Annotated in this window: 17 protein-coding genes; 9 read left to right on the forward strand and 8 right to left on the reverse strand. The window is 63.6% G+C overall.

The annotated features are described in order from the left end of the window. Positions 1–1,218: 1,218 nt before the first annotated feature. Positions 1,219–3,255 carry a M13 family metallopeptidase gene (locus AC3CBN_RS10115; RefSeq protein WP_488632905.1) on the reverse strand — a complete coding sequence of 679 codons (2,037 nt, stop codon included), beginning with the start codon at positions 3,253–3,255 and terminating at the stop codon, positions 1,219–1,221. Between the two features lie 167 nt (positions 3,256–3,422). On the opposite strand from AC3CBN_RS10115, the gene AC3CBN_RS10120 reads away from it, so the two are divergent. Further along, on the forward strand, positions 3,423–3,971 hold the full coding sequence (locus tag AC3CBN_RS10120) for a GNAT family N-acetyltransferase (protein WP_488636706.1): 549 nt from the start codon (positions 3,423–3,425) through the stop codon (positions 3,969–3,971). Next, positions 3,968–4,288 (forward strand): non-heme iron oxygenase ferredoxin subunit, encoded by a 321-nt coding sequence (locus AC3CBN_RS10125; RefSeq protein WP_488632906.1) that lies wholly within the window; start codon positions 3,968–3,970, stop codon positions 4,286–4,288. Before AC3CBN_RS10120 ends, AC3CBN_RS10125 begins: the two co-directional genes overlap by 4 nt. Positions 4,289–4,329: 41 nt before the next feature. Here AC3CBN_RS10125 and AC3CBN_RS10130 read toward each other — a convergent pair whose 3' ends face one another. From AC3CBN_RS10130 to AC3CBN_RS10150, 5 genes are read right to left on the reverse strand one after another with little or no spacing between them, the layout of a single operon-like run. Next, positions 4,330–5,127 (reverse strand): MipA/OmpV family protein, encoded by a 798-nt coding sequence (locus AC3CBN_RS10130; protein ID WP_488632907.1) that lies wholly within the window; start codon positions 5,125–5,127, stop codon positions 4,330–4,332. 10 nt (positions 5,128–5,137) lie between these two features. After that, positions 5,138–6,076 carry an efflux RND transporter periplasmic adaptor subunit gene (locus AC3CBN_RS10135; RefSeq protein ID WP_488632908.1) on the reverse strand — a complete coding sequence of 313 codons (939 nt, stop codon included), beginning with the start codon at positions 6,074–6,076 and terminating at the stop codon, positions 5,138–5,140. Continuing rightward, complete coding sequence (locus tag AC3CBN_RS10140; RefSeq protein ID WP_488632909.1) at positions 6,073–6,828, reverse strand: ABC transporter ATP-binding protein; 756 nt, start codon at positions 6,826–6,828, stop codon at positions 6,073–6,075. Before AC3CBN_RS10140 ends, AC3CBN_RS10135 begins: the two co-directional genes overlap by 4 nt. Positions 6,829–6,831: 3 nt before the next feature. Continuing rightward, positions 6,832–7,965: an ABC transporter permease gene (locus tag AC3CBN_RS10145; RefSeq protein WP_488632910.1), complete on the reverse strand. Its 1,134-nt coding sequence runs from the start codon at positions 7,963–7,965 to the stop codon at positions 6,832–6,834. Next, positions 7,965–9,371 (reverse strand): TolC family protein, encoded by a 1,407-nt coding sequence (locus AC3CBN_RS10150; RefSeq protein ID WP_488632911.1) that lies wholly within the window; start codon positions 9,369–9,371, stop codon positions 7,965–7,967. The genes AC3CBN_RS10145 and AC3CBN_RS10150 overlap by 1 nt, the downstream gene beginning before the upstream one ends. 233 nt (positions 9,372–9,604) lie before the next feature. Between AC3CBN_RS10150 and AC3CBN_RS10155 the strand changes: the two genes are divergently transcribed. Together AC3CBN_RS10155 and AC3CBN_RS10160 are read left to right on the forward strand one after the other, a co-directional pair. Beyond that, complete coding sequence (locus tag AC3CBN_RS10155) at positions 9,605–10,342, forward strand: MtnX-like HAD-IB family phosphatase (RefSeq protein ID WP_488632912.1); 738 nt, start codon at positions 9,605–9,607, stop codon at positions 10,340–10,342. A gap of 53 nt (positions 10,343–10,395) precedes the next feature. Continuing rightward, positions 10,396–11,802 carry an aspartate aminotransferase family protein gene (locus AC3CBN_RS10160; protein ID WP_488632913.1) on the forward strand — a complete coding sequence of 469 codons (1,407 nt, stop codon included), beginning with the start codon at positions 10,396–10,398 and terminating at the stop codon, positions 11,800–11,802. Positions 11,803–11,922: 120 nt separating this feature from the next. Here AC3CBN_RS10160 and AC3CBN_RS10165 read toward each other — a convergent pair whose 3' ends face one another. Next, a complete protein-coding gene (locus AC3CBN_RS10165) occupies positions 11,923–13,380 on the reverse strand; it encodes a sensor histidine kinase (RefSeq protein ID WP_488632914.1) in 1,458 nt (485 codons plus the stop codon). Further along, on the reverse strand, positions 13,377–14,066 hold the full coding sequence (locus AC3CBN_RS10170; RefSeq protein ID WP_488632915.1) for a response regulator: 690 nt from the start codon (positions 14,064–14,066) through the stop codon (positions 13,377–13,379). The genes AC3CBN_RS10165 and AC3CBN_RS10170 overlap by 4 nt, the downstream gene beginning before the upstream one ends. Positions 14,067–14,294: 228 nt before the next feature. Here AC3CBN_RS10170 and AC3CBN_RS10175 point away from each other — a divergent pair, with 228 nt between their 5' ends. The 5 genes from AC3CBN_RS10175 (at position 14,295) to AC3CBN_RS10195 (ending at position 18,965) form a co-directional block, all read left to right on the forward strand. Beyond that, the gene (locus AC3CBN_RS10175; RefSeq protein WP_488632916.1) at positions 14,295–14,954 is read left to right on the forward strand and encodes a PepSY-associated TM helix domain-containing protein; all 660 of its coding nucleotides are present in this window, start codon (positions 14,295–14,297) and stop codon (positions 14,952–14,954) included. A gap of 12 nt (positions 14,955–14,966) precedes the next feature. Then, complete coding sequence (locus tag AC3CBN_RS10180; RefSeq protein WP_488632917.1) at positions 14,967–15,482, forward strand: DUF2271 domain-containing protein; 516 nt, start codon at positions 14,967–14,969, stop codon at positions 15,480–15,482. Between the two features lie 22 nt (positions 15,483–15,504). Next, a complete protein-coding gene (locus tag AC3CBN_RS10185; protein WP_488636707.1) occupies positions 15,505–16,314 on the forward strand; it encodes a DUF4198 domain-containing protein in 810 nt (269 codons plus the stop codon). 81 nt (positions 16,315–16,395) lie between these two features. Then, positions 16,396–17,328, forward strand: coding sequence for an FAD:protein FMN transferase (locus tag AC3CBN_RS10190; protein ID WP_488636708.1), 933 nt, complete (start codon positions 16,396–16,398; stop codon positions 17,326–17,328). Next, positions 17,325–18,965, forward strand: a complete 1,641-nt coding sequence (locus tag AC3CBN_RS10195) for a sulfite reductase subunit alpha (protein WP_488632918.1) — start codon at positions 17,325–17,327, stop codon at positions 18,963–18,965. Before AC3CBN_RS10190 ends, AC3CBN_RS10195 begins: the two co-directional genes overlap by 4 nt. Positions 18,966–19,552 lie beyond the last annotated feature (587 nt).

The raw sequence follows: 19,552 nt of genomic DNA on the forward strand, positions 1-19,552 counted from the left end.
CGATTGCTCGGTTCGACTGCAAGAGGTGGGCGCCGTGGCTAGCGTGCCGCTTACGACCGAAGGAAGTCCCTGTGGGACGCAGCGGGCGTTTCGATCGCCTGCCGGCGCTCGAGTCACTTTTCTTTTGCTGGCCCAAAAGAAAAGTAACCCAAAGAAAATGGCCTTAAAGGCTCATAGCGATGTGTTGGATACAAGCGTGGCGGTTGGTGCAAGCCAGATAAGTGACGTGCTACCTCATGGACAGCGGCTACACCGCAACGCGCCGTGGCGCTGAGGGAACGCAGCATGGCGAGGCATACAAGCCCGAGGATCGAAGCCAGCCGGGCAAGCATGGTGCTACCTCACGGATTGTGGCTACCCCGCGGGGCGGCGATGTACTGAGGACTTAAAGCAACGCGACGCTCCACGCTTGGCTCCCTCTCCCCACAGGGGAGAGGGCTGGGGTGAGGGGTCAATCTTGCGACAAGACTTAAAGGTGCGGCCACGTCCTGCGAACGCCTTCGATATTTCCATCACCTGCCAGCTGACCTGGCGCTCCACGCTTTAAGCCCTCAGTCCTCCGTCGCCCCGCGGCGTAGCCGCAGTCCTTAGGCAGCACACAAAGCCGCAAGCTCGCACCAGCCCGCAGCGCTTGTATGCCTCGCCACGCTGCGCCCCCTCAGCGCCACAGCGCGTTGCGGTGTAGCCGCTGTCCGTGAGGTAGCACGCAGCCCATCGAACTCGCGCCAATCCCCAACGCTTGTATCCATCGAAATGCTGCCAGCCCTTCAGGCCATTTTCTTTGGGTTACTTTTCTTTTGGGCCAGCAAAAGAAAAGTGACTCGGTCGCCGGCAGGCGATCGAAACGCCCGCGGCGTAGGCGGCACGCTGGCGACATGGCTCTGTTGTCGCGCTATCGCAAGCACCCGCCCCTCATCCCAACCTTCTCCCCGAAGGGGAGAAGGAGTAATGGCACTCAAAGCGCCCGCCGCGTCCCGCGAAGATTTCCCTCGGTCGTAGGCGGAACGCTGGCGACTCCAACTCGTCCGAATATCATCGGCACGAATGTTTGTCTTGCCAGACAGGTGGGCAGAGCTCGCTTATGGGCAACCATTGCTTGACGCCGCAGCAGATGATGAGGGGCCTGTTCCGGCTGGGATGCAACGACATTCCTACAGGGAAAGAAAAACGCCGCGGTGTTTGCCGCGGCGTTTTTGTATTACGAAAGACGAGGGTGCCTCACCAGATCTTCACCTGCGTGTCGCCGTTGCGGACCATCTTGTCGCCGGCCTTGCACTGGAATGCCTGTGCGAAGGCGGCCATGTTGGACGGTGCGCCGATCGCGCGGAACTGCGCTGGAGCATGCGGATCGGTGTTGAGCAGGGTGAGCTGCGCTTCCGGGCGGATGTTGCCGCGCCACACGCGAGCCCAGTTGAGGAAGAAACGCTGTTCCTGCGTGTAGCCGTCGATTTTGCTCTTGGCTTCGGCAGGGTTCTTGGCCAGTGCCATCTGCAGCGCGTCGTAGGCCGCATTGAGGCCGCCAAGGTCGCCAATGTTCTCGCCCATGGTCAGCTTGCCGTTGACGAACTTGCCCGGCAGGGCTTCATAGCCGTTGAACTGCGCGGCCAGCTTGTCGGTGCGCGCTTCGAAGGCCTTGCGATCTTCGTCGGTCCACCAGTTGACGTTGTTGCCCTGGGCGTCGAACTTGCTGCCCTGGTCGTCGTAGCCGTGGCCCATCTCGTGGCCGATGACCGCGCCGATGCCACCGTAATTGAGCGCATCGTCAACCTTGGCGTCGAAGAACGGCGGTTGCAGGATGGCGGCCGGGAAGACGATCTCGTTCTTCTGCGCGTTGTAGTAGGCGTTCACCGTTTGCGGGGTCATGCCCCACTCGGTGCGATCTACCGGCTTGCCGATCTTGGCGACCGTGTAGTCGTAGTTGAACTTCTCGGCCGACTGCACGCTGGCGAAATAGTTGCCCGGCTGGACCTGCAAGCCGCTCCAGTCACGCCACTTGTCCGGATAGCCGATCTTCGGCGTGAAGCTGGCCCACTTCTCCAACGCCTTCTGCTTGGTGGCTTCGCTCATCCACGGCAGGTTCTCGATGCGCGTCTTGTAGGAGGCGCGCAGGTTGGTGACCAACTCCTGTGCACGCGCCTTCGACTGCGGCGAGAACGTCTGCGCCACGTACAGCTCACCGAGGGCCATGCCCATGCCGCCTTCGACGGCGTCGAGCGTGCGCTTCCAACGTGCCTTCATTTCCTTCTGGCCGTTGAGCGTCTGTGCGTTGAAGGCGAAGTCTTCCTGCTGGAACGCATTGGAAAGGTAAGGTGCGGCTTCGTCGATGGCGTGGAAGCGCAGATAGGCCTGCCAGTCGGTGGCCGACACGTCGCCCAGCATCTTGTCGAACTCGGCGAAGAACTTCGGCTGCGACAGCGAGAAGCCGTCCTTCACGTCGGCGCCCTGCGCCTTGAAGAAGGCCGTCCATTCGAAATGCGGGGTGACCTTGTCGGCGTCGGCGATGCTTAGGTAGTGATAGCGGTTCTCTGGCTGGCGCAGCTCGGTCGGCACCAGCGAGGCAGCGGCCAGGCGCGTCTCGAACGCCATCACGGCCTTGGCCTGCGTCTGTGCGTCCGCTTCACTCACGCCCACCAGCTGCAGCGTGCGGGCGATATGCGCCACGTAGGCGGTGCGGATCTTCTCGAAGTCCGGCTTGCTGTAGTAGTCCGCCGTGGGCAGACCCAGGCCGCCCTGGGCGGCGTAACCGATCTGCTTGCTGGAATCCTTGAAGTCCGGGCTGCCGTAGAAACGGAAGGCGACGGGGTTGCCGTGCGCATAGCTGTCGCGGATATAGGCGGCGATGTCATCGCTGTTCTTCAGCGTATCGATGCGCGCCAGTTCCGGCTTGATCGGGTTGAAGCCAGCCTTCTCGATGGCGGCTTCGTCCATGCCGGAGGCGTAGAGGTAGCCGATCTTCTGTTCGATCGAGCCGGGCTTGGCACTGGCTACGTTCTTCGAGGCCTTTTCCACAATGGTGTGCTGCACGTTGAGGCTGTCCTCGCGCAACGCGTCGAACGAACCCCAGCGCGTGCGATCGGCCGGAATCGGGTTGGCGGCGATCCACTTGGCATTGACGAAACCGTTGAAGTCGTTGCACACGTCCTTGTTGGTGTCCAGCTCCTTCACGTTCAAGTTGCCCGTGGGAGCGGCCAGCGCGCCCGTGCACATCGCCATGCCCACGGCCAGCGCGAGCGGTTTCACAATGCGGTTCTTCATGGATTCTCCCCTGGTGGGATGCGTCTTGCGCATCCGTACGGCCACTAATGCGTGCACGGGGTCGACATGACCCCAACAGACAGGCTAGGCAGCGATCTGGTGCGGCGCACAGTGTCGAAGGTCATTGTGCGGTGCGATGAAGGATCAGGAGCCTTATCATGGGAGGCATGCCTACATCCGACACGCTCCTATACCGCGCGGCAACGGCCGCTGACGTGCCCGCCATCGTCGCCCTGGTCGAATCCGCCTATCGTGGCGAGTCCGGTCAGCGCGGCTGGACCACCGAGACCCATTTGCTGGACGGGCAACGTACCGACGCCGAAAACGTCGCCGGGCTGATCGGCCGGGACGACAGCGTGATAGTGCTGGCGGAGCGCGATGGTGTGCTGCTGGCCTGCTGCCATGTCGAGCGGCAGGGCGAGGCGGGTTACTTCGGCATGTTTGCCGTCAGCCCCGAGCTGCAGATGGCAGGACTTGGTCGCGCGCTGCTCGCCGAGGCTGAGCGCATCGCGCGCGACGACTGGCACATCGACACCATGCGCATGACAGTCATCGAACAACGTGCCGAACTGATCGCCTGGTATGAGCGTCGTGGCTATCGGCTTACTGGCGAAACCCGGGCGTTCCCTTATGGTGATGCACGCTTCGGCATTCCGCGCCGTGACGACCTGCGTTTTGCGTGGATGAGCAAGCCGTTGCGCGAGGTAGTGGCATGAACCTCGCCGACTGGATCTTCGTGGGCACCCGCAGCGAAATGTTGCCGGGCGAATTCAAGGTGGTCTGGGACGGCGACACCGCCATCGCGGTCTACAACATCGATGGCGACCTGTATGCCATCGAGGACGTGTGCAGCCATGATGGCGGCGATCTGGCGGGCGGCGATCTGCATGGCTATGAGGTGGAGTGCCCGCGTCATGGCGCCCGCTTCGATGTGCGCACGGGCGCCGTCACCTGTCCGCCGGCGTATGAGCCAATCGCCAGTTTTCCTGTGCATGAAGTGGATGGGCAGATCTGGACGCGGGACGACCGGTGAGCTGGGGGTAGCGTTTTCCCTTCCGCTTCACTCACTGCTGACTAAAGGCGATAGACGAACGCCAGGGTCGTCGTCACCTGGTTTGGCGTACCAAAATGGCGGACCAGCGGGCTGTCCGCCGCCTCGCCGAGCAGGCGGGTGTAGTTGATCGCAAGTGCAAAGCCGGTATGCAGGCTGGTGGGCATGTAGGCGTCGTATTCGGCGGCTATCTGCTGGCTACCGGCACCGGGCGACCACGGTAAAACGCCCAACTGCGCAGCCTGGTCTGGTGTGACGCCGAAGAAACGCCGCATGGCTGGGCCGTTCATCCCCTGCCACTGCAATTGCACGCTGTGTTCCAGATAGCCGATGGCGGGAAGATCGTAATCGGCATACACATTGAGGTAGGCGCCAGCACCCTGTGTGTCGTGGCTCAGCGTAGCGCCCACACTGAGTTGCACCGTGGCCTGGTATTCGAGATAGCCGCCCGCATTGAGTCGCGGCGAGAGCGAGTCGACGACGCCTCCGAGTGGCGAACCAAGTTCGCTGCGCTCGCGGCCCCATTGGTAGTTGCCGTAAAAGCCACCGTGCCAGTGCTCCGAGTGGATCAGGTCAACGGTGAGGCCGTCCAGAGTCGACAGCGTGATGTGCCAGGGCAATTCGGCCTGAATGTATGGAACGACCTGATCGCGGTGCTCGTTCGAACCCATCCATGCTGGCATGCGCTGCACACCCGCGCCTAGCAACTCACTGGGAGAGTCGGTGACATTGTCAGCCCTGGCGGTGAACGAGGCTGCCAGCGCCAGCATCAGGGCGGCAGTGCGCCGTAGGGGCGCGGGAAGGGGACTGCGACGAAACATGCGATACGAATCAGGGGCCGGGCTTGGTCGGCGGATTCGTGTCGGCAACGAACTGCACGATGACACGCTGGCCGATGCGCAACGAAGCCGGTGGCGGCTGGTCGAACGCAAGTACGCACTCCACCGTGCGCGTATTGGCGCGAATCAGCGGGTCCTCTTCCAGTGCACTGGGACCAAACACGGTGCCGATACGCTGCACATGTGCGCGCAGAATCGGGGCGCCGCTGCCACTGTCGTCGACGACCTGGGCGTGCATGCCTTCGCGCACCGCGCCCACGAACGATTCATTGAGTTCGGCGCGCACGATGCGCGCTTCCTCCGGCAGAAGGACAAACGCAGCGCCGCCTTGGGGTGATGCCACAGCGCCCGGCTGGATATCGCGTTCGACAATCTGTGCATCGACCGGCGCGACCAGGCTGCGCTGAGCCAGCTCGTAGCGTGCCGCATCGAGCCTCTGCGCGGACAGGGCTTCGGTCGCGCGGGCATTGTCGAGCTCGCCCCGCAGCTGCTGGGCGGCATCACGCGCGTCGTCGGCGCTCTGTCCATCACCGGCACCGGCAGCCGCGGCGGCGGCGAGACGGCTGGCGCGCTGCTGGGCTGCCTTGAGGCGCGTCTGGAGCACATTGCCCTGCGCTTGCGCCTGCTTGCGCTCGGCCTCGGCCGCATTCACCGCCAGCTGTGCCGGTCGGGTATCGAGCACGGCCAGCAGCTGTCCCTTGTGCACGTGGTCGCCTTCGCGCACCTTGATCTCAGCCACGACCCCTTCGCGCGGCATGCTCAGCTTGAGCAAGCCACCCTCGATATCGACCCGTCCGCGCGCGACCGCCGCGTAGGCGGGCGTGGCGGCCGCTGGCGCGCCGGCGTTACCAGCATCGTCGTGCGAGCAGGCAGCCAGCAGCGATGCGGCAAGGGACAGGGCAAGCAGCAGGTAGAACGGACGCAGGGTCATGCTGAAGGTTCCTCGATGCCAGACGTCGGCGTCGATGTCGGAGATGGCACACGGTCACTAAGGATACGGCCATCCTCCATGGCCAGCACGCGATCGGCGTGGCCAACCAGGCGCGGGTCGTGGCTGACGCACAGCACGGTGGTGCCATGCGTGCGTGCGATGCGATGCAGCATGTCGATGATGATTTGTCCGTTCGCCGCATCCAGTGCGCTGGTTGGCTCATCGGCAAACAGCAGGCCCGGCTCCTTGGCGAGCGCACGTGCGATGGCCACGCGCTGCTTCTCGCCACCGGAAAGTTCGGATGGACGCAGCCCCATGCGAGGTCCCAGACCTACTTCTTCCAATGAGGCCACGGCGCGCCGTTTCGCTTCTCCTGGCGCAAGGCCGAGATAGCTCAGCGGCAGTTCCACCTGTTCCAGTGCATTGAGGGCCGGAAAAAGGTTGAAGCCCTGAAAGACGAAACCGGTGTGCTGCAGGCGGAAGCGTTCGAGCGCACGCAGGCTGAGTTCACCCAGATCCTGGCCAAGCGCGGCGACCTGGCCGTTGTCGGGACGCTGGAGTCCACTAAGGATGGCCAGCAGCGTGCTCTTGCCGCAACCGGATGGACCGGAAATCAGGGTCAGCTCGCCTGCGTGGATATCCAGCGTGAGGTCGTGCAGCACAGTGTTGTGCATCGGGCCGGACGTGAACGATTTGGTCACGTTGCGTGCCTGCAACGAAATGGAAGGCAAGTGCGTAGCTGACTGGTTCATCACTTACCTCAGCAACGTCGCCGGATCGGCCCGGCGAAGGCTGCGCATCGCCGCCAGGCCGGACACAATCGCCAGGCCCATGCCAAGCGCCAGGCAGGCCAGCGTGGTCCACGGGCCAAGCTCCACCGGCACGCTGCGGCTGCGTGCGAGCACCAGCGCGAGCCCGCCGAGTACGGTGCTGCCGAGCAACCCTAGTGCGCCCACCCAGAACGCCTGTTCCATTACCACTTTGCGCAACTCCCCCACACCTACGCCCAGTGCGTTGAGCGTGGCGTACTCGCGAACCGAGCCAATCACGGCGGCGACCAACGTCTGGCTGGTGATGACCGCGCCGACCAAGAACACGATGCCGGCCAGGAACAGCACGCCGGCACCGGCGCCGGTGTCGAACATCCAGTAGAGCTGCGAGCGGCGGGCGAAATCCTTGGCCGTCCATACGTCGTAATTGCCGAACGCGCGGTTGCCGCGCAGTCGCGCCGCGACATCATCGGCTTCGGCCGGATTGTGCAGCCTGGCCACGAAATAGGTCATGCGATTGGCGTTGGACGGATCGGTGTCCAGTGTCGTGGCGGTAGCCAGCGAAGCCACCACGTTGACGCCACCGAGCGCGCGCAGGCCCTTGCTGACACCTACCACGCGTACGCGATGGCCGTTGATTACAGCGGTATCGCCGACGCCGACGCCGAGGCTGTCCAGATCGGCGCGATCAACGATCACCGCATCGGGTTCGTTGAGGCGCGCGCGCAGGGCAGGGGACAACGCATGCGCGAACAGCATGCCGTCGGGTCGTGCATTGATGCCCGACACGAACACCGAGACGCCGCCGGTGTCGTTGGGGCCGCGCCAATCGGCGTCCACCCAATGGAAGGGTTCCACCGCGGTCACGGCAGGATCCATGCGCAGTCGCATTTCAACGCCAGAATCGATCGAGCGCCCGAGGTTGACGCTTTGTGTGCCGGGATAACCGGCCCACAGATCCGCCGAGGAGCCGGTGATGTAGACGCTCGCGCTGCCGAAAATGCCGAGCACAAGCGCGGCCTGCAGCAGCTGCAGCAGGCCGGCGAAACCCACCGCGAGAATGGCGGGCAGGAAGCGGCGCCATTCGTAGATCAGGGTCTTGCGTGCCAGCGCGACCATCAGTCGAGGCTCCGTGGCAACGGTGGGTTGGGCACGGGCGCGCCTCCCAGTGCCTTGTACAGCGCGACATAGGCCAGATCACGCGCGGCGGTCGCGCTCACTGCTTCCATCTCCGCGCGGTGGCCTTCGATCAGCCCATCCTGGATGTCCAGGTTGCTGCTCAGGTGAAGTTCGGCGCGCCTGCGCAGCGCGTCCATGCTGGTCTGAATGGCCTGGGAGGCTTGTTGCGATGCTGCTTCGCGACCACGCAACTGTTCCAGGTCGCCCATCGCGGTTTCCGCCTCGGCGACGCCTTGCAGCACGGCCTGCCGGTACGCCAATACGGCGGCGCGCAGTTCGTGGTCCTTGGCATGGGCATTGGCCACGCGCTGGCCCCAGTCGAACAAAGGGATGTCGATGATCGGGCCATACGAGAAGATGGCTTCGCCGGTACGCGCGCGGTAATTGCTGGCGATATTGGCCGACCATTGCAGCGACGCGCCCAAGCCAATATGCGGATAGATGTCCGCACGGCTCAGGCCCAGTTCGCCGGCTGCGCGCAGCACTTCGGCTTCGGCACTGGCGATTTCCGGGCGCGCACGAAGCATGTCCGCCGGCGCCGTTGTCAGCTGCCATTCGCCGAGCCGTGGCTGCGCACCGGGCTGCAGCCACTGCGGATCGGGCTCGCTCTGGCCGACCAATACGGCCAGCTGCTGGGCGCTGCTGTTGATCGTCTGCATCGGCTCGGCCAGCGCGGCTTCGGCGCGAGCGAGCTCTGCCTGTGCACGGGCAACTTCGACGGGTGGCACCAGCTTCAGCTGCTGGCGGACCTGCAGCAGCTTGAGCTTTTCATGCTGGGCGTCGTGAATGGCCGTAAGCAGTCGCGCCTGTTGTTGCGCGGAACGCAGTTCGATCCAGCGACGGCTCACTTCGGCAACCAGCGACACGCGAGCACCTTGTAGCGCCGCATTGGCGCCATCGAGCTGTCCCTGTGCGACTCGCGCGCTGCTTTGCCATGCGCCGAACAAGGGCAGTTCCCACAACGCATCGAACCCGGCCACGAAATAGGAGGCCGTGGTATCGGGGTCGATGACGTCGTTGGTCCGGCCGTGCAGCGAAGGCAGATACGGATCGTGCGCGTGGCGATTCAGCAGGCGTGCCGCACGCATGCGTTCGGCGGCTTGAGCCAAATCCAGGTTGCCCTGCAGCGCGCGGTCGACCAGCGCATCAAGATCGGGATCGCCCAGTGCCTGCCACCATCCATGCAGATCCGCTGACGGCGGCACGACCGCACTTGGTGCATTGCGCCATGCATCGGGCACAGGCGGCTTGAGCTCGGGTAGCGGTGCGACCGAGCAGCCGGCCAGCGCCACCAGCACGCATGCCAGCAGGCCGGTAGCGAGCTGTCGATGGAGCCGGAGAGGCATAACGTCCCTGTTCGACGGATACAGTTTGTTTCGACGCTGAAACACGAAATTCCTGGATGTTCAGGTGACAAGTGGGGGAGCTTGTGACCGGCGGCAGCGCCAAGAGACGCCCAAGCATACCGGAGGTACCCTTCATCAGCCTTATTGAGACGCACGGGGACCGATGCAGGGCCCTGGCGACATGCGCAGTATCTTTCGGAAAGAAAGGGGGCCGAAAGGGGGGGGTACCTATCGTGTCGCTATCCTGCGATGCGGAGCTTTATCTCGTGACTGGTTGGACCATCCTCTGCGACTTCGACGGCACCATTTCGGTCGAGGACGTGATCGACTCGCTGCTTGACCGTTTCGGCCGCCCCGGGTGGGAAGCGCTGGAGCAGGATTGGCGCGCCGGCCGTATTGGCTCGCGCGAATGCATGACTGGCCAGGTCGGCCTGCTGGACATGACCCGCGAGGAGCTGGACAAGCACCTGTCCTCGCTGTGGATCGACCATCATTTCCCGGATTTCGTAAAGAGTGCGCGCGAGCTGTCCACGCCGATCCGCGTCGTGAGCGACGGCCTCGATTACGCCATCCACAAGATTCTCGGCCGTTATGGCCTGGACGATATGCCGTTGGCGGCCAACCATCTGGCCCCGGCGACGCCGCCGCGCCAGTGGCAGCTGACTTCGCCGTTCCAGGCCGATGGCTGCCGCAGTGGCACCTGCAAATGCGCCGTGGCCGCGCAGGCCAGCAAGGGCGGCACCAAGACGTTGCTGATCGGCGATGGCGCTTCGGATTTCTGCGCTGCCGACCGAGTCGATTTCGTGTTCGCCAAGCATCGCCTGATCGAGCACTGCCGTGCTGCTGGCATTCCTTATGTACCGATCACCGGCTTCGAGGACGCGCTGGAATTGCTGCCGCGCCTGCTCGATGGCAGCCTGCTGGCCGAACACACGCCGATTGAGCCTGCGCTGGCCGTTTCTTCTTTCTGATCGGGTCCCCACCCGATCGTCCCCATTTTTTGAACGTTTCCGGATTTCCTTAGATGAACGTATACGACAAGAACGCTGGCGTCGTGATTCCCGACGCGCAGCTGTTGGCCGATGAGGCTGAGTGGAGCTCCTTCGGCGACACCGTGCACTACGTCGACCCGCCGAAGATTTTCCGCCACGGCGAAGGCAGCTGGATGTACGACACCGCTGGCACGCCGTTCCTCGACCTGCAGATGTGGTACTCGGCGGTCAATTTCGGCTACAGCAACAAGCGCCTCAACGACACACTCAAGCGCCAGATCGACGTGCTGCCGCAGGTCGCCAGCCAGTACCTGCACCAGACCCGCATCGAGCTGGCCAAGACCATTGCGGTCGACGCGCAGCAGAAATTCGGTCTGAAGGGCCGCGTGCACTTCAACGTCGGTGGTGCGCAGGCTGTTGAGGATTCGCTCAAGCTGGTGCGTAACTACACCGGCGGCAAGAGCCTGATGTTCGCCTTCGAAGGCGGCTATCACGGTCGCACGCTGGGCGCCTCGTCGATCACCTCGAGCTACCGCTACCGTCGCCGCTTCGGCCACTTTGGCGAGCGCGCGATGTTCGTGCCGTTCCCGTATCCGTTCCGTCGTCCGAAGGGCATGACGCCGGAGGAATACTCCGATGCATGCGTGCGCCAGTTCGCGCGCCTGTTCGAGACCGAATACAACGGCGTGTGGGACCCCAAGGTCAGCCAGGCTGAATACGCCGCCTTCTACGTCGAGCCGATCCAGGGCACCGGCGGCTACGTCATTCCGCCGATGAACTTCTTCAAGGACCTGAAGAAGGTACTGGACCAGTACGGCATCCTGATGGTGGTCGACGAAATTCAGATGGGTTTTTGGCGCACCGGCAAGCTGTGGTCGATCGAGCACTTCGGCGTGACGCCGGACATCATCGTGTTCGGCAAGGCGCTGACCAACGGCCTCAACCCGCTGTCGGGTCTGTGGGCGCGCGAAGAGATGATCAATCCGACCATCTTCCCGCCGGGCTCCACCCACAGCACCTTCAACTCCAACCCGCTGGGTACCGCGCTGGGTCTGGAAGTGATCAAGATGGGTTACGAGCTGAACTACGAGAAGACTGTGCCTGAGAAGGGTGCGCACTTCCTCGATGCACTCAAGGACCTGCAGAAGCGTCACAAGGAAATCGGCGACGTCGACGGCTTAGGGCTAGCGCTGCGCGCCGAAATCTGCACCGACGATGGCTTCACGCCGAACAAGGCGCTGCTGGATAAGATGGTCGACATCGGCTTGGCCGGCGACCTGCAGCACAACGGTAAGAAGATCGGCCTCGTGCTCGATGTGGGTGGCTGGTACAAGAACGTGATTACGTTCGCGCCGTCGCTGGACATCACGCACGAAGAAATCGATCTGGCCATTGCGCTGCTCGACCAGCTGCTGACCAAGGCCAAAAAGGCAATGTAATGCGACGCCGCGGGGTAGATATCCCGCGGCGTTTTGTTGATGGTTTGTCTCAAGAAGTTCCCATGCAGGGGATGTGTGACGACGGCGACGCCTATGCGTCGCCGTATTTTTTCGCGAAGCCTATGCCTTCGTGGTGCGTGCGGGCGGAAACACGATCTCTACGCGCAGCCCGCCGCCGGTTCCGTTGAGAAAACGTACTTGCGCGCGATGACGTTCGGCGATGCGTTGCACGATTGCCAAACCCAGGCCGGTACCTTCCTCGTTGACGCCGGGTACGCGGAAGAAACGCTCGCCCAGGCGTTCCAGGAACGCCGGTGGCACACCAGGGCCGTTGTCTTCCGCGCTAAGGCACGCGCCTGCGGGCACGACGGATACACCCACGGTCACGATGCTGTGGCGGCCGGCGTAGCGCAGGCTGTTGTCGATCAGGTTGTCCAGCATCTCCTGCAGAGAGAGGCGGTCGCCGTCGATCCAGACGGGGCCTGCGGGTCCTTCGTAGCCAAGGTCCACTCCCGCGGCGATGGCTTCGTGCACGCGCAGGCCGAGCAGTTCGGGTATCAGCTGGGCGAGGTCGAGCAGGCAGCGGGTGCCCGGTTCGGTTGATTCCGGCGATTGCGCACGGGTCAGTGCCAGCAGCTGACTGGAAATGCGACTGGCGCGCTGGGTAAGCCTGAGAACGTGTTGCAGAGCATCGTTGACGGTTTCCTTGGTTGGATCCGCCTGCGCGCGTTCGACATGCACACGCAAACCGGCAAGCGGCGTCTTCAACTGATGTGCGGCGTCGGCAATGAAGCGTTCCTGCAGCGCCAGCATGCCGCGTTGTCGAGCGAACAAGCCGTCAATGGTGCGAGTGAGCGGCAGGATCTCCACGGGCACGTCGGCATCGCCGATGGGCGCCAGGTCGTGCTCGCGCGAGGCCAGCCGGGCGGTGAGCGGATCGAGTTGCCGCAGGCCTACGCGCACGCCGTACAACACCAAAATGAATACGCTGGCGATCAGGATGGCTTGCGCGGGAATGCTCAGCAGCAGGATTTCGCGCGCACGCTGATGTCGGTCGCGGAACGTCTCGGCCATGGTGACCGTGAGCTGGTCGCTGGGATCGTGCAGGTTGGGGATGCGCACGGTAGCGGCGCGCAACTCGCGGCGCTTTTGCGTCGCTGTATAAAGCGTGGTGTTGAAGAGCGCCGGTTCGCCGTCCAGCGAGGCGGCCTTCAACGACGTGGGCATCAACTCGGGTGTGCCGGCCAGCAGGCCATGCTTCAGGCTGCTGACATTGAAATAGTTGTGTCCTTCCGGGGCGTACTCCAGCAGAAAACGCGCCTGTGGCGAGACCTGTCCACCAAGGTCTTCCTGGCTGAGCATCTGCGCCAGCGTCGTGGCGTCGTCCGCCAGGTCGCGGTCGTGTACGTGATTGGAATAGATGAGAGCGCCGCTGTAGGTGACCAGACTCTCCATCACCAGCAACAGCATCAGCGGCACCAGCAGGGACGAGAGCAGGCGGCGGCGCAGGCTGGGGCGGCCGTCGGGCTCGATCAGCCGATACAGCCAGGGCTGTGCAGGCGACGCCTGATCGTTCATGCCTTGGTTTCCTTGCCTTCCTTTACTTCTTCGAGCAGATAGCCAAGGCCACGGATCGTGCGCACCTGGGTGCCGGAGTCCGTCAGCTTGCGGCGCAGCCGGTAGATGGCAATGTCCAGACCGTTGTCGGTGAGCTCTTCGTCCCAGCTGCAGAGTGCCTCCACCAGCTGCGCGCGACTGGTGACGCGGTCCGGCCGTGCGGCCAGTGCTTCGAGCAGGCCGAACTCGCGCGCGGTCAGTTCCAGCGGCGTGTCGTCGATCCACGCGCGATGACCGGGCAAATCCAGGCGCAGCCGACCGATGGTCAGTTCGGGTGCACCCTGCGCCGTATAGCGGCGCAACAGGGCACGCACGCGCGCTTCGAATTCGGCCAGAGCGAACGGCTTGACCAGGTAGTCATCGGCACCCAGATCGAGCACGCGCACACGCTCGCGCAGGCCTTCGCGCGCAGTGATCACCAGCACCGGTAGCCCGGTGCCGCGCTTGCGCAGCCGCTGCAGCACGTCGGCGCCATCGAGGTTGGGCAAGCCAAGGTCGAGTATCAGCAGGTCGTAAGGCGTGTCGCGCAGGGCCGCATCGGCCTTGGCGCCATCCGTGACGCAATCCACCGCGTGACCGCCCTGGCGCAGCGAGGCGCTGACGCCGGCGGCAATGGAGGGATCATCCTCGGCGATCAATATGCGCATGCATGCATCCAATGGGGGCGGAAACGGAGGTGTGAAACGATCCAGCGGGGCGGGGTGCTGAATTGCGAGTGATTCTCATTTGTGGCAAGATCCCAGCTCGATGTCGGGGAGTGCCGCGGCTAGCGGCAGCTTAGCGCCCCGACAAGGTACTGGGACAGCTTGCGCGCGCCATCGTTGCATGGCCCGTCATGCAGAATCGGCGCGGATTCGACAGGCAAGAAGACGGGCATGGAACCAGCGACGCGGTCGCGTGAAAACACGGGTGGCACGAACCGGGTCGGAAGCCAGCGGGCGTTCTGGCTCAAGCAACTCCATCAGTGGCACTGGATCAGTTCGGCGCTGTGCCTGGTCGGCATGTTGTTGTTCGCCGCCACCGGTTTCACGCTCAATCACGCCGGACAGATCGAAGCGAAAGCGCAGACCGTGCATCGCAACGCGCAGTTGCCCGCGCCATTGCTAAAGGCGGTTGCTGGTGAAAACGAGCGCAAAGGTGTGCCCGTCCCGGTTGCCGTGTCGGATTGGATAAGCACCACGCTGGACATCGATGTAGCGGGTCGCGATGCCGACTGGTCGTCCGACGAAATCTATGTGTCGATGCCGCGCCCCGGGGGCGATGCGTGGCTCAGCATCGACCGTGAAAGTGGCAAGGTGGGAGCCGAGCGCAGCACGCGCGGCGTCATCGCCTATCTCAACGATCTGCACAAGGGACGCCACGCCGGCCCGGCGTGGGGTTGGTTCATCGATGTGTTCGCGCTGGCCTGTGTGATTTTTTCGGTCACTGGCCTGCTGCTGTTGAAAATGCACGCTACGCAGCGCGGCGCTACCTGGCCGCTGGTGGCCTTCGGCCTGGTGTTGCCGCTGCTGCTGGCACTGATCTTCATTCATTGACGGGGAATGCCCATGCGTCGATTGTTGTTCTCCATGCCTGCCTTGCTGCTTGTCGCGCCTGCCGTGGCGGCCGATCTCAATGTCACCGTGCAGATTCCGCAAATGGATGTGGCCGAGTACCACCGTCCCTACACGGCGGTGTGGGTCGAGCGCGAGGACCACAGCGTCGCCGCGCAGCTGGCGGTCTGGTACGCGCAGAAGGAATCGAAGGAAGGCGCAGGCACCAAGTGGCTGCCTGAGCTGCGCCAGTGGTGGCGCCGCGGTGGCCGGGACTTGCAGATGCCGGTGGATGGCGTATCCGGTGCGACGCGTCCGGCGGGCGAGCAGAAATTGAGTTTCCACGAAGGCAAGGCGCCGCTGAGTCAGTTGCCGGCCGGCAAGTACGAACTGGTGGTCGAAGCCGCGCGTGAAGTAGGTGGCCGCGAAGTGGTGCGCGTGCCCTTCACCTGGCCGGCTTCTGCACCACAGCAGTTGGCGGCGAAAGGCAGCAGTGAACTTGGCGCGATCAAGCTCGATCTCGCCCCCTAAGCACGCAGGAGACAGCATCATGATGAAGCGATCGTTGAAGTGGAGCGTGCTGGCGTTGGCGATGACCCTGCCGCTGGCCGCGCAGGCGCACAAGATGTGGATGGTGCCTTCAGCCACCAATGTCTCCGGTGCCGATCCCTGGGTAACGGTGGATGCTGCCGTGTCCAATGACCTGTTCTATCCCGATCACATGCCGGTGGCGTTGGATCGCGTGATCATCACCGCGCCGGACGGCCAGACGGCCAAATCGGAAAACGCACTTGCCGGCCAGTACCGAAGCGTGTTCGACGTGCACCTGACCCAGCAGGGCACCTACAAGATCGCTGCCGTCAGCGGCGGTGTGTTCGCCAGCTATGAACTGGACGGCCAGAAGAAGCGCTGGCGTGGCGAGCCGGCCAATCTCGCCAAGGAGATCCCTGCGGGCGCGAAGAACGTAGAGGTGTCCGAGTCGATCAATCGCGTGGAAACCTTCGTGACCAACGGCAAGCCCAACGACGGCGCGCTTAAGCCCAGCGGCAAGGGCCTTGAGCTGGTGCCGGTCACCGCGTTTACCGATCTTGTCGCGGGCGAGCCGGCAACGTTCCAGCTGCTGCTCGATGGCAAGCCGGCGGCTGGACTGAAGGTTGCCGCCATCGCGGGCGAGACACGCTACCGCAACGCGCAAGATGAGATCGACGTCACCACCGGCAAGGACGGCAAGTTCAACCTCAACTGGCCGCACGCTGGCATGTACTGGATCAACGCCAGCACGCAGGACGACAAATCCAGCGTCAAGCAGGCCAAGCAGCGTCGCCTGTCGTACTCCGCCACGCTGGAAGTGCTGCCGCAGTAATGCGGCGGTCTCGTCTCGTCTGGTGCTGGCCGGACTCCGCCATTGAGTGACCTCGTCGTGCAATCCACGCAAGGCCAGACCATGGGCACCACCTGGTCGGTACGCGCAGTGTTGCCTGTCGATCTGTCGCTGCGGAGCTGGCACGACGGCATCCAGGCGACGCTCGATCTGGTCGATGGCCAGATGAGTACCTACAAGCCACAGTCAGCACTGTCGCATTTCAACCTTGCGCCCGCCGGCACGTGGCATGTGTTGCCGGCCGAATGCTTCGAGGTGGTGAAGCACGCGCTGCAGGTGGCGCGCGAGAGCGATGGCGCGTACGACCCGACGGTGGGGCCGCTGGTGAATCTGTGGGGTTTCGGTCCGCATGCATCTCGCGGCGATTTACCTTCGGACGAGGCCATCAGCCTGGCATGCGAGCGTATCGGCTGGTGGAAGCTCAAGCTTGATGAGGTCACGCACAGCCTGTATCAGCCCGGCGGCATTTATCTCGATCTCTCCTCGGTTGCCAAGGGTTACAGCGTCGATCTGGTCGGACGTTATCTGGACAGCATTGGTGTCGGCGGATGGCTGGTGGAAGTAGGCGGCGAGCTGAAAGGCAAAGGTGTGAAGCCGGATGGTTCGCCGTGGCGCATTGGTGTCGAACGTCCTGGCGCGGCCGTCGGCGCGGTTGAGCGTGCCGACCAGCTCAGCCAGGTGCTCATGTTGAGCGGCCGCGCCATCGCTACCTCGGGCGACTATCGGCGCCAGTTCGAAGTCGGCGGCGGGTTCTACTCACATCACATTGACCCACGCACGGGGCGACCCGTGCCGCATGCGGTGGCGTCGGTCAGCGTGGTCGCCGATGAGGCCATACAGGCCGACCCGCTGGGCACGCTGATGACCGTGCTCGGGCCGGAGCACGGGCTTGGCTTTGCGCGCGAGCGTGGGCTTGCCGTGATGTTCATCCTGCGTGGTGAGCATGGCCTGGAGGAACGTCTTTCGCCCGCGTTCGCTGCGGCGCTCGCGTCGTGAGTACACCTGCGAAACCGCTGGAGCGCGCGACGTGGGGCAATGTCGCATGGTGTGTAGCGCTGGCCGTACTCGCGGCCGGATTGTTGATGCTGCATACGGGCGAATGGGAATGGCGCGATCCGGGCGTGGCGCGCTGGCTGGAAGCGCTGGCCGCGCTGTTGGCATGGGTTGGTTTCACGGCCTGGCTCGGCTGGCATCGCCGAGTGGCGAAACGCGAGCTCGCACTGACGCAGGCTTATGGGTCACCGCAGGACGATGCGATGCTGATCGTCTTCGCCAGCCAAACGGGCACGGCGGAACAGCTGGCGCGACAAACGGCGCAAAGCCTGCAACAGGCCGGCATGAGCGTGCAGCTGATCGAACTCGGTTCGCTCGATGACGGCACGCTGATGCATGCGCAGCGCATGTTGTTCGTCGTGAGCACCACGGGAGAGGGCGATGCGCCAGACAGCGCTGCCCGCTTCGTCACACGCTGGATGCGCGAGCCGCTTGCGTTGGCGCACTTGCGCTATGGGCTGCTGGCGCTTGGCGATCACGACTACGACGATTTCTGCGGCTTCGGGCGCCAGCTGCGGCAATGGCTGCAACGCAGCGACGCGACACCGTTGTTCGATCCGGTGGAAGTGGACAATGGTGATCCCGCTGCGTTGCGACACTGGCAGCACCACCTTTCGTTGCTTTCCGGTATTGCCGAATTGCCAGATTGGCAGCGCCCGGACTATCAGCGTTGGCAACTGGTGGAGCGCCGTCTACTCAATCCGGGAAGCCTCGGTTCTCCCTGCTTTCATCTCGCATTGCAACCGCTGGAAGGAACGGCCGCGTGGCAGGCGGGTGATCTGGTGGAGATCGGCCCGCGCCACGCATTCGCCAGCGTGGAGCATTGGCTTGAGAAAATGCGTTGTGATGGCGATGCAACGATCGAGCACGAAGGGCAACTTGCCACCTTGCGAGACTGGCTGACCGGTAGCCATCTTCCTGCGCGCGATGAAGTCGTTGGCTGCTCGCCAGCGCAAATCGTCGCCGGTCTGCAGCCGCTTCCGCATCGCGAATACTCCATCTCTTCTCTGCCCTCTGACGGTGCGCTGCATTTGCTGGTGCGTTGCATGCGGCGTGACGACGGGACGCCGGGCATCGGCTCGGGTTGGCTTACACAACATGCGCAGATCGGTAGCGAGATCGCGTTGCGCATTCGATCCAACGCCGGCTTCCACGCGCCGCCTGATGATCGCCCAGTGATCCTGATCGGAAACGGCACTGGTCTGGCCGGTTTGCGCGCACTGCTCAAGGCGCGCGTCGAGGCCGGTCATTCGCGCAACTGGTTGCTGTTCGGCGAGCGCCAGGCGTCGCACGATTTCTACCATCGTGAGGAGATCGTGCGGTGGCAGCGGCAAGGCCATCTCGCACGGTTGGATCTGGCATGGTCGCGTGACGGAGCCGAGCGCATTTACGTGCAGGATCGCCTGCGAGATGCGGCTGGTGATCTGCATCGATGGTTGGAAGAGGGCGCAGCCATATACGTCTGCGGCAGTCTTGTCGGTATGGCGCCTGGAGTGGATGCGGTACTGCGGGCCATACTCGGCGATGTTGAAGTGGAGCTGTTGCGCGAGCAGGGGCGTTACAAACGAGACGTGTATTGAGCGCCTGATCCTGCGAGCGTCTACCCCTCACCCCAGCCCTCTCCTCGGAAGGGAGATGGCGCAGAGAGCGAGCTTTACTTTAAGCCCTCAGTACACCGACGCGTTACTGTGTAGCCACCGTCATTGAGGTAGCACGTCGCGCGGCCGAAACCCTCCGAAGTCAGCGCTTGTATTCCACATATCGCTGTGAGCCCTTAAGGCCATTTTCTTTGGGTTACTTTTCTTTGACTCCGGGCATCTTGCCCTGCGCCCTTCGGGCCGGCTTCGCCGTTCGCACGCGCTCCTGCGCGTGCGTGGGCCAGCAAAAGAAAGGTGACTCGAGCGTCCCACAGGGACTAGCTTTGCGTCGCCGGCAGGCGATCGAAACGCCCGCTGCGTCCGACAGGGACTTCCTTCGGTCGTAAGCGGCACGCTAGCGGAAATACTCAACCCTGAAGCAAGAATCGGTTGCGCACAGGTGCGCTCCTACATACAGGCGAAAAGGCAACATGCGCTATCGCAAGAGTGGCCCCTCACCCTGCCTCTCTCTGCCGGGGAGGGGGCGTAAGCAGTAGCATGACCTCTGGCCTATAGGAGCGCTACGCGCT

Source organism: Dyella sp. OK584 (genome assembly GCF_057787755.1).